Origin of the sequence: Kosakonia sp. MH5 (assembly GCF_009935945.1) — a bacterium.
GTDB lineage: Bacteria > Pseudomonadota > Gammaproteobacteria > Enterobacterales > Enterobacteriaceae > Kosakonia > Kosakonia radicincitans.
The window spans coordinates 311361-324146 of the sequence record NZ_QODH01000006.1 but is presented as its reverse complement, the minus strand read 5'-3'; the positions used below and the strand labels follow the sequence as shown (position 1 = coordinate 324146).

11 protein-coding genes are annotated in these 12786 nt (G+C 55.8%); 4 read left to right on the top strand and 7 right to left on the bottom strand.

The features are described 5' to 3' along the window. Positions 1–92 precede the first annotated feature (92 nt). From mtnN to DK872_RS17610, 3 genes are read left to right on the top strand one after another with little or no spacing between them, the layout of a single operon-like run. Entirely contained in the window at positions 93–791 is a 699-nt protein-coding gene (gene mtnN, locus DK872_RS17620) for a 5'-methylthioadenosine/S-adenosylhomocysteine nucleosidase (protein WP_035886489.1), read from the top strand. Continuing rightward, the gene (gene btuF / locus DK872_RS17615; RefSeq protein WP_161518616.1) at positions 784–1584 is read left to right on the top strand and encodes a vitamin B12 ABC transporter substrate-binding protein BtuF; all 801 of its coding nucleotides are present in this window, start codon (positions 784–786) and stop codon (positions 1582–1584) included. The genes mtnN and btuF overlap by 8 nt, the downstream gene beginning before the upstream one ends. 14 nt (positions 1585–1598) lie before the next feature. Then, the gene (locus DK872_RS17610; RefSeq protein ID WP_007373212.1) at positions 1599–2222 is read left to right on the top strand and encodes a TRIC cation channel family protein; all 624 of its coding nucleotides are present in this window, start codon (positions 1599–1601) and stop codon (positions 2220–2222) included. Positions 2223–2284: 62 nt separating this feature from the next. Here the strand turns inward: DK872_RS17610 and DK872_RS17605 are convergent, their stop codons facing one another. The 3 genes from DK872_RS17605 to clcA form a co-directional block, all read right to left on the bottom strand. After that, positions 2285–2935: a LuxR C-terminal-related transcriptional regulator gene (locus DK872_RS17605; protein ID WP_007373211.1), complete on the bottom strand. Its 651-nt coding sequence runs from the start codon at positions 2933–2935 to the stop codon at positions 2285–2287. 318 nt (positions 2936–3253) lie between these two features. Next, positions 3254–3598: an iron-sulfur cluster insertion protein ErpA gene (gene erpA, locus DK872_RS17600; RefSeq protein ID WP_007373210.1), complete on the bottom strand. Its 345-nt coding sequence runs from the start codon at positions 3596–3598 to the stop codon at positions 3254–3256. A gap of 82 nt (positions 3599–3680) precedes the next feature. Continuing rightward, positions 3681–5087: a H(+)/Cl(-) exchange transporter ClcA gene (gene clcA / locus DK872_RS17595; RefSeq protein WP_035886492.1), complete on the bottom strand. Its 1407-nt coding sequence runs from the start codon at positions 5085–5087 to the stop codon at positions 3681–3683. A gap of 170 nt (positions 5088–5257) precedes the next feature. On the opposite strand from clcA, the gene hemL reads away from it, so the two are divergent. Next, positions 5258–6538, top strand: coding sequence for a glutamate-1-semialdehyde 2,1-aminomutase (gene hemL, locus DK872_RS17590; RefSeq protein ID WP_007373208.1), 1281 nt, complete (start codon positions 5258–5260; stop codon positions 6536–6538). 53 nt (positions 6539–6591) lie between these two features. Here hemL and fhuB read toward each other — a convergent pair whose 3' ends face one another. Genes fhuB through fhuA form a run of 4 tightly spaced genes read right to left on the bottom strand, consistent with a single transcriptional unit; the run spans position 6592 to position 12558 of the window. Beyond that, on the bottom strand, positions 6592–8574 hold the full coding sequence (gene fhuB / locus DK872_RS17585; protein ID WP_007373207.1) for a Fe(3+)-hydroxamate ABC transporter permease FhuB: 1983 nt from the start codon (positions 8572–8574) through the stop codon (positions 6592–6594). Beyond that, positions 8571–9461 (bottom strand): Fe(3+)-hydroxamate ABC transporter substrate-binding protein FhuD, encoded by an 891-nt coding sequence (gene fhuD, locus DK872_RS17580; protein ID WP_007373206.1) that lies wholly within the window; start codon positions 9459–9461, stop codon positions 8571–8573. Before fhuD ends, fhuB begins: the two co-directional genes overlap by 4 nt. After that, positions 9461–10258 carry a Fe3+-hydroxamate ABC transporter ATP-binding protein FhuC gene (gene fhuC / locus DK872_RS17575; RefSeq protein WP_007373205.1) on the bottom strand — a complete coding sequence of 266 codons (798 nt, stop codon included), beginning with the start codon at positions 10256–10258 and terminating at the stop codon, positions 9461–9463. The genes fhuD and fhuC overlap by 1 nt, the downstream gene beginning before the upstream one ends. A gap of 47 nt (positions 10259–10305) precedes the next feature. Continuing rightward, positions 10306–12558 carry a ferrichrome porin FhuA gene (gene fhuA, locus DK872_RS17570; protein WP_035943163.1) on the bottom strand — a complete coding sequence of 751 codons (2253 nt, stop codon included), beginning with the start codon at positions 12556–12558 and terminating at the stop codon, positions 10306–10308. Positions 12559–12786: the final 228 nt, after the last annotated feature.

Below are 12786 nucleotides of genomic sequence, written 5' to 3'. Positions count from 1 at the left end.
AAGCGTCACGGGATATCATTACAATCCTGTATGCCATGATAGACTATGCCCTGGAAACGTAATTCTGTCCTATCACATTAGCGAGTATCTCCATGAAAATTGGCATTATTGGTGCAATGGAAGAAGAAGTTACGCTGCTGCGTGACAAAATCGAAAACCGTCAAACGCTCAACGTTGGCGGCAGCGAAATCTACACCGGTACGCTGAATGGTACAGACGTCGCGCTGCTGAAATCAGGCATTGGTAAAGTTGCCGCGGCGATGGGCGCGACCCTGCTGCTGGAGCGTTGCCAGCCGGACGTGATTATCAATACCGGTTCCGCTGGTGGCCTTGCACCGACGCTGAAAGTGGGCGATATCGTGGTGTCTGACGAAGCGCGTTATCACGATGCCGATGTCACCGCATTCGGTTATGAGTATGGCCAGCTTCCTGGCTGCCCGGCCGGGTTTAAAGCCGATGGCAAACTGATTGCGGCGGCAGAAGCCTGCATTAATGAACTGGATCTGCATGCTGTGCGCGGGCTGATTGTCAGCGGCGATGCCTTTATTAATGGCTCTGTTGGCCTGGCGAAAATCCGTCACAACTTCCCGCAGGCGATTGCCGTAGAAATGGAAGCCACCGCCATTGCTCACGTTTGCCACAACTATGGCATTCCGTTTGTTGTTGTTCGCGCCATCTCAGACGTTGCCGATCAGCAGTCCCACCTCAGCTTTGATGAGTTCCTGGCCGTGGCGGCGAAGCAGTCCAGCCTGATGGTTGAAACTCTGGTGCAGAAACTGGCTCGTGGTTAATCATTTTTTCAGGGTGCTTGCCGCCCTGCTTGTTCTGATGCCGGCGTGGTTGTTCGCCGCGCCGCGCGTCATCTCCCTCTCCCCGGCCAATACAGAACTGGCATTTGCCGCAGGCATCACTCCCGTTGCCGTCAGCAGCTATTCTGATTACCCGCCCGCAGCGGCAAAAATTGAGCAGGTTGCCAGTTGGCAAGGCATCAACCTCGAACGCATTGTCGCACTAAAGCCCGATTTGGTACTGGCATGGTGCGGCGGCAATACGGAGCGTCAGGTCAACCAGCTAAAACAGTTCGGTATCACCGTAATGTGGGTGGATAGCATTACCATTGAGCAGGTGGCGGATACGCTGCATAAACTGGCTCCCTACAGCCCAAGACCGCAACAGGCTGAACAAGCGGCTCAACATCTGCTTGCCGAATACCAGACGCTAAAATCCCGCTATGCCAGCCGGCCCAAAAAACGGGTCTTTCTGCAATTTGGCGCGCAACCGCTGTTTACCAGTGGAAAAGGGTCAATTCAGAACGAGGTTCTGGAGCTTTGCGGCGGGGAAAATATTTTCGCCGCCAGCCGCGTGCCGTGGCCGCAGGTAAGCCGTGAACAGGTGCTTGCGCGGCAGCCGCAGGCGATTGTTGTGGCAGGAGAAGCGGACGAAATCCCCAAAATTGAACAGTTCTGGCAAAAACAGCTGAATGTACCGATTATTTCTCTGCACGGTGACTGGTTTGAACGGGCAAGCCCGCGTATTATCCTCGCCGCTCAACAACTCTGTACTGCCCTTGCGCAGGTGAAATAACTGGGGAATCAACCATGCTGGTTTACTGGCTGGATATTATTGGCACCGCCGTATTTGCGATCTCGGGCGTTTTGCTGGCCGGGAAATTGCGTATGGACCCTTTCGGCGTGCTGGTACTTGGCGTCGTGACAGCCGTTGGCGGCGGGACCATCCGTGATATGGCATTGGCGCACGGGCCAGTATTCTGGGTGAAAGATCCAACCGATCTCGTCGTCGCCATGGTGACCTGCATGCTGACGATTGTGCTGGTTCGTCAGCCCCGGCGTTTGCCCAAATGGATCCTGCCGGTACTGGATGCGGTGGGATTAGCAGTTTTTGTCGGTATCGGCGTCAACAAAGCGTTTATCGCCGAAACCGGGCCGCTTATCGCTATCTGTATGGGCGTATTGACCGGCGTCGGCGGCGGGATCATTCGCGATGTACTGGCGCGCGAAGTGCCGATGATCCTGCGCACCGAAATTTACGCGACGGCCTGTATCGCCGGGGGGATTGTTCACGCCACGGCGTTTTACTTCTTTGCTGTGCCGCTGGAAACCGCCAGTATGCTGGGCATGGTGGTGACGCTGGTTATTCGCCTGGCCGCAATTCGCTGGCATCTGAAGTTACCGACCTTTGCACTGGATGATTCCGGGCGCTAATCGGCAACCCGGATTAGCGCCTCAGGTGCAGATTGTTCTGCTGTTGATGATCGGCCTGTATTTCAAAGCAGGCTGTGAATATAAAAATATTTAATTAGTTCGCCATTATTACGCAAATTCAGTTTTTTCATTGCATTCATTTTTTGGGTAGCTACGGTACTTATCGCCCGACAACGCTTTTCGGCAATCTCAAGTAGGCTGTATCCCTCAGAGAACATTTTTATCACTTCCCACTCTTTCTTTGACAACCTCTCATATTTACCGCTATACAATTGCTGCGTAATATACGCTGAAATATATTTCTGCTGTATTTCCGGATTTAATACGTGCTCAATTACCCGTTTTAGTTCAGCCGAACTATCGCTCATGCTAATAATTGCATCAACATTCATCTTTACCAGTTGGTCAATGATATGCGCATCGGCTTCCAGCAGAATCAACAGGACCTTGCAGCCAGAGGCAAGCGCATCGTCTGTTGTTTGCCGTAAACTCTGACTTGTATTGCTGATGATTGTAAACCATGTACTGAGGTCGAGAATAATGAGATCAACAGGCTGCGCGCTGGTGATTTGCAAAAGCGCATCGTAATGCTTAAATACGCTAAACGTAATGTCAATATTCTTATTGTCAGGCACGCATTCTATCAGCAGTTTGTTTAGTATGTTGAATTTATTTAGCAGCGCTATATTAATATTTTGAAGACAATTATGCATCCATGCCTCACTAAAGTTCCTTCCTGGTTAAATGTTACTATCGCGGATTTGCCTGCGGATAACAAAAGCAGATACTAACACTTCCCAAAAAGTTGTCGCTGAAATAATCACTGCCACTTTGAAATTAAGAAAATTATATCGTTAAAATTAATTTTTATATTTCTATAGCAAAAATAAAAACAGTTTATATCCATGACATTAATTAGCATGATGCGACATTATACTAATGCTCATAGCCAACGATAAGCACATCAGAATCGGTGAAAACAAAAAAGCCGCGTCGATAAACGCGGCTTTTTTACAGGCAGCAAACGGTTCTCAGATGCTGAAAGAGGAACCACAACCGCAGGTGCTGGTCGCATTCGGGTTAGTTACCACGAAGCGGGAACCTTCCAGGCCTTCGGTATAATCTACCGAGCCGCCTACCAGATATTGCAGGCTCATCGGATCAACCACCAGGCCAACGCCCTGTTTCTCAATGGTCATATCACCATCGTTGATTTGATCGTCAAAGGTAAAACCGTACTGGAAGCCGCTGCAACCACCACCGGTGATGTAGACACGCAGCTTCAGATTCGGGTTATCTTCGTCCGCAATCAGGTTCTTTACTTTGTTGGCTGCTGCGTCGGTAAACTCCAGCGGCAGCGCTACGTCATCACTCATGTCTTGCTCCCAATTGATACTGCGATCTGGGCAAATATTAACCCGATCTTTTCGGCTATTATCCAGTATGCAACTAAATCGTTCAAGTATTCTCCCGCTCCATATGACGATCCTCGCTGGCAGATTGCCTGGCAAGCGTACGTGCCAGAATAGCGGAATAGAGCGGTTTACCTCCAAGAAACTGCGCTAACAGTGTCGCACCAAGGCAGGTAATGATCATTGGCAATATAAGCTGATAATTGTCTGTCATTTCCAGAACCAGCACGATCCCGGTCAGCGGCGCGCGTAACGACGCCGCCAGCAACGCCCCCATTCCGGCAATGGCAAACGTCCCGGCATCTAACTGATAATGCGGGAAGAGAATAGCGCTCGCACTGCCGAACGCCATCCCCAGGACTGTACCCAGCGCCAGCATCGGCGCAAAAATTCCGCCCGGCGCACCGGAACTAAAACAGAGCAAGGTGGTAACAACGCGGGCAAGGAAAATGAACAACAGCATGCCCACGGTATAATTGCCCGCCGTCGCTATCGGGATGAGAGCAAAACCGCCGCCGGAGAGCGCTGGCGCAACCAGTCCTAAAACGCCGCATGCGCCGCCAACGATGCCGCCAATCAGCACCCACTTCCCGGTGTGCCCGCCGTGAAGTCGCTGAAACAGATCCTGGGTACGCAGCACTAACGCATTAAACAGTGGGCCGACACAACCAAACACCATTCCCAGCAGCAGATAGAGCCACAGCGTGTTCACTGGCGCATTGCTGAGTTTGCCGACATCGATCACCGCCGCCTCGCCGTTAAACAACCGGAACACAATGCTCGACATAATCACGCCGGTAAACACCGCTTTAATTGAGATCAGGTTGTAGTGAAACTGTGAGCGCATCTCTTCAATGATGAACAGGATCCCCGCCAGCGGCGCGTTAAATGCCGCTGAAAGCCCGGCCGCTGCACCGGTCGCCAGCAGCGTATGGCGGGCTTCACTGCTGCGCAGGCGAAACAGATCGCCCACCATTCGCCCGATATTGCCGCCGATCTGCACCGTCGGCCCTTCACGCCCCAGCACCATACCCGCCCCCAGCGTTCCCATGCCGCCGATGAATTTCACCGGCAGTACGCGCCACCAGCGCACCGGGCGGAGTTCTTCCAGTGCGCCTTCAATTTCAGGGATACCGGAACCGCCCGCCTCTGGCGCAAAGCGCCGCACCAGCCAGTAGCCAATCATCGCCAGACACGCCGAACCGATAAACGCCAGCGGCCAGACCAGCGCGCTGTTCGCCACCTGTCCCAGTGCGCCGATACGCGCGTTCAACACCGCGTTGACCGCTTTCTCAAACGCCACGCCAACCAAACCCGTCAGCGCACCGGCTATTGCAGCCACCACTAAAATTGCCAGCGGCGTTTTATCGCGTTGCAGCATCTGACGCACGATATTCCGTCGGCGGCGTTGCTCAACCTGTTGTTGTTCGAATGAGGGAGTCTCTGCTTGCATCTGATTTTCTATAGGTCATACAAAAGAGGTATTGTAACCAGCGACTGCCGCCGCGTCGCGGGGGAATGTCCTGCAAAATATGTCGTTTCACCAGGGCAAAACTTTCATAACATTCGTGTAATCACATAGAATGACCGGCATTGAATTTTCCACGAACCAGGTAATGAAAGATGAGTAAGTCTGAAGAACTCTATAACGCAGCGCGCGAACTGATCCCCGGCGGTGTCAATTCACCGGTACGCGCCTTTACCGGCGTCGGTGGTACGCCGCTGTTTATCGAGCGTGCTGACGGTGCTTATTTGTATGACGCCGATGGTAAAGCCTATATCGATTACGTCGGTTCCTGGGGGCCTATGGTGCTGGGGCACAACCACCCGGCCATTCGCAACGCCGTTATTGAGGCGGCCAGCCGCGGGCTGAGCTTTGGTGCACCAACGGAGATGGAAGTCAAAATGGCCGCGCTGGTGACCGAACTGGTACCCACCATGGATATGGTACGCATGGTGAACTCCGGTACGGAAGCCACCATGAGCGCCATCCGCCTGGCGCGCGGCTTTACCGGCCGCGACAAAATCATCAAATTCGAAGGTTGCTACCACGGCCACGCCGACTGCCTGCTGGTGAAAGCTGGTTCCGGCGCGTTGACCTTAGGCCAACCGAACTCACCGGGCGTTCCGGCTGATTTCGCCAAACACACGCTGACCTGCACCTATAACGATCTCGATTCCGTTCGCGCGGCCTTCGAACAGTATCCGCAGGATATCGCCTGTATCATCGTTGAACCGGTTGCCGGCAACATGAACTGCGTACCGCCGCAGCCGGAATTCCTGCCGGGCCTGCGCGCGCTGTGTGACGAATTCGGCGCGCTGTTGATCATTGACGAAGTGATGACCGGCTTCCGCGTTGCGCTGGCAGGCGCGCAGGCTTATTACGGCGTCGAGCCGGATCTGACCTGTCTGGGCAAAATTATCGGCGGCGGCATGCCGGTAGGCGCGTTTGGCGGGCGCCGTGAGGTGATGGACGTACTGGCGCCGACCGGCCCGGTCTATCAGGCTGGCACACTCTCTGGCAACCCGATTGCGATGGCTGCGGGCTATGCCTGCCTGACTGAAGTGGCGCAGCCGGGCGTTCACTCCACGCTAACCGAGCTGACCACGCAGCTGGCCGACGGTCTGCTGGAAGCAGCGCAGCAGGCAGGCATTCCGCTGGTCGTCAACCACGTAGGTGGTATGTTCGGCCTGTTCTTTACCGATGCGCCAGCCGTGACCTGCTATCAGGATGTGGTGAAGTGCGACGTTGAACGCTTTAAGCGTTTCTTCCATCTGATGCTGGAAGAAGGCGTTTATCTTGCGCCGTCAGCGTTTGAGGCGGGCTTTATGTCCGTGGCACATAGTGAAGAGGATATCGATAACACTATCGATGCCGCACGTCGCGTTTTCGCGAAGCTGTAATGTTTTTTGCCGGATAAGGCACAGCCCTCTCCCCGGTGGGGAGAGGGAAAAAATTAGCGGCTCTGCTTTCTCAGCAAATAGATAAAGTACGGCGCGCCGATAAACGTCGACAGCAATCCCGCCGGGATCTGGAACGGAAACATCAGCATCCGCCCGCACCAGTCAGCAAACACCAGCAATATTCCCCCGACCAGCGCCGAAATAACAATATGCGGCATCGTACGACGGAACCCCATCATCCGCGCAATATGCGGCGCCATCAGCCCCACAAAGCTCAACGGACCGATGGTCATGGTCGCGGTAGCTGTCAATGCCGCAGCCAGCAACAACAGCGCGATGCGTGAAGATGTCAGCGCCAGGCCAACCGCACGCGCCGTATCGCCGCCGAGCGGTAAAATCATCAGCCAGCGACGGCAAAACGGTGTCAATGCCAGCAGGATCACCATCATCACGCCACTACGCAGCACCAGCTCGCCCGAGGCGTTATACGTACTGCCGGAAATCCACGTCAGGATCGCCGCCATACGCGGATCCCCGCTGGCCTGCAGCATCATCAGCAACATAGTGAAGGCGGTACTGAGCGCCATCCCCGCCAGCAGCATGCGGTGCGGCGAGAATCCGCCGCGCCCGGCAGCGATCATAATGATCAGCAGCGTCAGCGCCGCGCCAAGGCTCCCGGCGGGCATCAGCCAGCCAAACGCGTTGCCGGGCACGAAGAACAACATCAGTACCACGCCAAAGGCGGCGCCAGAGCTGATCCCCAGCACTTCCGGGCTGGCCATCGGGTTACCGGTCAGACGTTGAATGATGCAACCCGCGACAGCCAGCATCACCCCGGCGGTCAGCGCGGCAACAATGCGCGGCCAGCGCCACGGCAGCAACTCCTGCAACAGCGTGCCGCTGGCCCAGTGCCAGCCCTGCGCATCGCGGCCAAAAGCCAGCGCGGCCCACATCGCCAGCAACAGCACTACCAGCCCGCCCAGCACAAACCACGGCACCTGCTGACGTTCAGCCGCGACATTGTCCCCGGCATCCATGGCGGGGGTATTCATACTCCGCAGACGCGGCAACAGCCACAGCAGCAACGGAGCGCCAATCAGCGCGGTGATCGAACCGGTGGAGACTTCCATCCACACCCGCGTCAACCACCAGATGATCTGGTCGGAGAGCCAGAGGATCAGCGCGCCAATCAGCGGCGCTAACAGCAGACGCGCCAGCAGACGACGTGCGCCAAGCATTTTTGCCAGTAGCGGCGCGAACAGGCCGATAAATCCGATGATCCCCACCGCATTCACCAGCAACGCACTCAGGACAACCGCCAGCGTCAGCGCGGCCAGGCGCGCCATCGACAGTGCAAGCCCCAGATTGCGCGCAACGCCATCATCCAGCCCCATCAGCGTGAGCGGGCGCAGCAACAGCAACGTCAGCACGGCGCAGCCAGCTAGCTGCGGCCACAAACGTTGCACCACGCTCCAGTCGGTTTGCGTCAGCGTTCCGGTGCTCCACAAAAACATGCTTTGCAATTGATCGTGGTGAAACAGCACCAGCAACTGGTTGATCGCGCCGCAATAGAGGCTGACCACCAGACCGGCGAGGATCAGCGTCACCGGCGACAACCGTTTTCCCCACGCCACACCAAATACCAGCGCGCCAACGGCGCCTGCGCCGATCAACGCCGCAAACTGCGAGGCCAGCACGCCTGGAATTGTCCACAGCGTGGTAATCGTGATGCCCAACTGCGCGCCGGTCGCCACGCCCAGCGTGGTCGGTTCGGCCAGCGGGTTACGCAATACCTGCTGGAACAACACGCCAACCAGCCCAAGCCCCGCGCCTACCAGCAGCGAGACGGCCAGACGCGGCAACAGGCTGTAATGGAACAGCATCTGATCGATCAGATTCATATCCGGCGCACGAAACGCCTGCCCCCACTGCACGCACGGCAGTGCAACGTTTAAGTTGCTCCAGGTCAGCCAGGCGGCGGCGACAAACAGCAACGCCAGCAAGAAGGCAGGGAAACGTGCAATACTCTGACTCATGTCCGGCCTCCCAGCGCGTTATCCAGCACGCGGGTGAAGTGCATCGCCGACAGTGTCGCGCCATAGAACCAGACTGCCGGAACGCGCTGGAATCGGCCAGACCGGACAAACGGCATCGCCTGCCACAGCGGCGTCGCCATCAGCTTGCGCATATCCTGCTCATTACCGTGATCGAAACAGAGCACATCCACATCTTTGTACGCTGCCAGCCTGTCGATACCGACCGTCACGCTGCCCCAGAAGGTGGTTTCCCCCTGCCAGGCATTGCGCACACCCAGTTGATCGAGCACCGCCTGGAACAGGCAGTTCTCGGCAAACACCAGCACATGGCGCGGATCGAGCAGGGTAATCATCAATAACGGACGATCGCCGCGCCGGGCGAAATGCGGTTTTGTCCCATCAATTAACGCATCAAACTGATCGAGATGTTTTTTGGCTGCGGCTTCCCGATTCAGCATTTGCGCCATTTCGTTCAGCGAACGTCGGGCCAGCGCCAGCGGTTGTTTACCGTCGCTGAAAGTAAAACCGCGCCCCGGTGCGATCTTCGCCAGTTTGGCCTCATCCGGGCCGTAACCCGCCGACCAGACCAGCAGCGAGGGTTTCATCTGCGTGAGTAATTCGAGGTTCGGTTCGGTACGCAAACCAACGTCAATTACCGAAGCGGGCAGCGACGGTTCGTTAACCCAGATGTTGTAATTATGTACATCGGCAACGCCATACGGCGTAATGCCCAGCGCCAACAGCAGTTCCACAGGCAGCCATTCCAGCGCCACAATACGGTACGGATCAACGGTTGCCGCGCGAGCGCTGCGTAGATGCCACAGCAGCGGAGAAAGCGCCATCGCCGTCAGTAAGCGACGACGGCTAATCGAGTGTAGATCGGCCATCAGTAGACAAAACTCACCGGCGCCGCACCCGCCGGATGCGGCAGGATCCCCATCGGGATACCGTAAATATGTTCAAGCGTATCAGCACGCATCAGCGCGTCCGGTGTGCCTTCGGCGATCATTTCACCGCCGCGCAGCGCCACCAGATAGTCGCAATAACGCGCCGCCATATTGATATCGTGCAGCACGGCAATCACCGTCAGCCCGCGTTGCTGGCTTAAGCGATGCACCAGCGCCAGCACATCAACCTGATGCGCGATATCCAGCGCCGAGGTCGGTTCATCCAGCAACAGGCAGCGGCTGTCCTGCGCCACAAGCATCGCAATCCACGCCCGCTGACGCTCGCCGCCGGAGAGACTATCCACCAGCCGGTGCGCCAGCGGCTTTAGCCCGACCAGCGCTATCGCTTCTTCCACTTTTTCTCTGTCGGCCACGCCAAAACGCCCCAGCGCACCGTGCCACGGGTAGCGGCCAATCGCCACCAGCTCACGCACCGTCATCCCTTCCGCCTGCGGCAACTGCTGCGGCAGATAAGCCACTTTGCGGGCAAACGCCTTGCTGTTCCAGCTCTCCAGCGGCTGCCCGTCGAGCAGAATATCGCCCGCAGAAGGCGGCTGATGACGGCCGAGCATTTTCAGCAATGTGGATTTGCCCGAGCCATTATGGCCAATCAGGCCAGTGACTTTCCCCACCGGGAATGTCAGGGAGAGAGGCTGCAGCAGCGTACGTCCCGGCACGCTAAAAGTAACATCGGTCAGTTGAAAGGTTGTATCGGGAAGCGCTCTGTTTTCCTGCATGATTGCCATCTTATAAAAGGGCGCGGCGAACCGTGCCCGAAGAGAGATTAGAAGCGGAAGGTTGCGGTCGCCACCACCTGACGTTCTGCGCCCCAGAAGCAGCCGTACGTGTTGAAGCAACTGGCAACGTATTCACGATCGAGCAAGTTATTCACGTGAAGCGCGACGTTGGAACCCGCCAGGCCAACACGCGCCAGATCGTAACGCACCAGCGCATCGACAACCGTGTAGCTGCCCACCTTAAAGGAGTTCGCCGGATCGCCATAGCTTGAACCGGTGAGACGTGCGCCGGTGCCTAATGTCAGACCAGACAAAGCTCCGTCGTAGAAGGTGTAGTCGCCCCACAGTGACGCCATATGTTTAGGCACTTGCGCCGGAGTGTTGCCTTTGTAGTTGGTATCAGTGGTGTATTCAGCCTGGGTATAGGTATACGAACTCACCACGTTGATATTCGCTGACAGCGCCGCTTTGGCTTCGATTTCCACGCCGCGCGCGCGAATTTCACCGCCTTCAACAGACCAGAAAGAACCGTTTGGATCGGCCATCAGGTTGTTGCTCTTGGTGAGCTGATAGACGGCACCGGTCATGACAATCGGACGATCTTTCGGGCTGTATTTCACGCCTGCTTCGTACTGCTTGCCTTTGGACGGTGCGAAAATAGCGCCGCTCGCCCCGGTGGTCGATGCCGGTTCAAACGACTCGCTATAGCTAAAGTACGGCGTTACGCCATTGTCGAACAGGTAGTTAACACCGCCACGCCAGGTAAACTGCTTGTCGTCACGTTCCGCAGTGATATTGGTGGTGCGGTTGAATGCGCTCTGTTTAGCCCAGTCATAACGGCCGCCCAGCGTAACCAGCACCTTATCCCACTGCGCCTGATCCTGTGCGTAAAGGCCCGTTTGTTGCTGGCGGTTCAGGATCTGGTAAGCGCCAGAAGGCGTCGGGCGAGCACCGAAATCGAAATCACCGCGATCAAGATCGTAGATATCAGACGGAGCGACAGAGCCTGCATAGCCAAACCATGAATTAATGTCGTTACGCATACGCATGTAATCGACGCCGGTCAGCAGAATGTGATCCACTGAACCGGTAGTAAATTTGCTTTGCAGTTGCGTATCGACGGAGAAGTTCTGCAACTTCTCGTGATCGATCACATACTGACGCGTCAGGTAATGGCCCCACTCAGATTGCGCAATGCCTGCACATGGGCTGCTCGCCGGAGCGCTTGAATAGAGCGGATCAGAACACATTCCATAACCGTAAACGCTGTTTTGCGACGTTTTGTTCTCGGCGTAACGCATGTTCTGGCGCACGGTGAAGGTGTCATCGAATGCATGTTCGAAGCTATAACCCACCATTTTCTGGTTACGGGAATAGGTGTTGTTCTTCGCGCCTTCGTTGAAGTCAGTCGGCAGACGCGAACCATTCGGCAGCGGTTGAACCGTTCCCTCTTTCGGCAACCAGCCGTAATAGCCGGTTTCCGGCTCGTTCTGGAAGTAAGAGAGGAACGTGAAATTCGTTTTGTCATCCGGGCGCCAGGTAAAGGATGGCGCAACGGTGTAGCGCTGCTCTTTTTTGTCTTCCTGCTGTGCATTCGCCGAACGCGCAAGACCGGTTAAGCGATAAGAGAATACGCCGTCATCATCCAGCGCATCGCTGAAATCAAACCCGGTCTGGAACAGGTTGTCTGTGCCTGCCTTGAACTGTATTTCATACAGTGGCGTGGTGGTTGGGCGCTTGCTGACCATATTCAACAGGCCGCCGGGGCTGCTTTTTCCGTAGAGCACCGAGGTTGGGCCGCGCAGGATTTCGGCGCGCTCAATCATGTAAGGATCAATTACCGCGTCATTGTAGAAGTTGCCCTGCATCTTCAGACCGTCGAGGTAGTTGTTCTGGCTCTGACCATCCGCGGCGAAACCACGAATAATCAGGTAGTCGTAGGTGTTGGATGCACCACGCGTCCCCACCGCAACGCCCGGTGTATAGCTGAGGGCTTCTTTTACGGATTTCGGCTGATGCAGCGCGATCTCTTCGCTGGTCACCACGGAAATAGACTGGGGGGTTTTCTCCAGCGGCATATCCGTTTTGGTTGCTGTGGCGGTATGTTTCGCCGCGATGGTAGCCGCCGGACCCCACGCGTTTTCTTGCGCAGCTGGCGCTGTGGTTACGGTGATGGTTTCTTCATTCTGGGTTGTTGCAGCCTGTGCATAAACAGACATGCCGCTAACCGCTGTGGCTACTACAACTGCGATTTTACGCAGCGTAGTGTTGACTGGCTGAGCAGTTTTTGGACGCGCCATTGGTTTATCTCTGAATCAATGAGTGAACGATAACGTAAACGATAATTATTATTATGACCGCAGCATAATATGCGAAGCGTTGTACGCATAGCAAGCAGTAAGCCGCGCGAGAGCGCCTGAGGGATTAAGAAATAACCAGATAAAAAACGTGGGGTTAAAAGGTGTTTAAGAGGTCGTTATCTGAATGTTTGCGATAGCGAAAAAAAGAAAAAACCCCGGCTTTGCGAC

Bases quoted from the DNA above. Each gene is read 5' to 3' on its own strand.
- mtnN (WP_035886489.1), top strand. From the start codon at position 93: ATGAAAATTGGCATTATTGGTGCAATGGAAGAAGAAGTTACGCTGCTG.
- DK872_RS17610 (WP_007373212.1), top strand. From the start codon at position 1,599: ATGCTGGTTTACTGGCTGGATATTATTGGCACCGCCGTATTTGCGATC.
- DK872_RS17605 (WP_007373211.1), bottom strand. From the start codon at position 2,935: ATGCATAATTGTCTTCAAAATATTAATATAGCGCTGCTAAATAAATTC.
- erpA (WP_007373210.1), bottom strand. From the start codon at position 3,598: ATGAGTGATGACGTAGCGCTGCCGCTGGAGTTTACCGACGCAGCAGCC.
- clcA (WP_035886492.1), bottom strand. From the start codon at position 5,087: ATGCAAGCAGAGACTCCCTCATTCGAACAACAACAGGTTGAGCAACGC.
- hemL (WP_007373208.1), top strand. From the start codon at position 5,258: ATGAGTAAGTCTGAAGAACTCTATAACGCAGCGCGCGAACTGATCCCC.
- fhuB (WP_007373207.1), bottom strand. From the start codon at position 8,574: ATGAGTCAGAGTATTGCACGTTTCCCTGCCTTCTTGCTGGCGTTGCTG.
- fhuD (WP_007373206.1), bottom strand. From the start codon at position 9,461: ATGGCCGATCTACACTCGATTAGCCGTCGTCGCTTACTGACGGCGATG.
- fhuC (WP_007373205.1), bottom strand. From the start codon at position 10,258: ATGCAGGAAAACAGAGCGCTTCCCGATACAACCTTTCAACTGACCGAT.
- fhuA (WP_035943163.1), bottom strand. From the start codon at position 12,558: ATGGCGCGTCCAAAAACTGCTCAGCCAGTCAACACTACGCTGCGTAAA.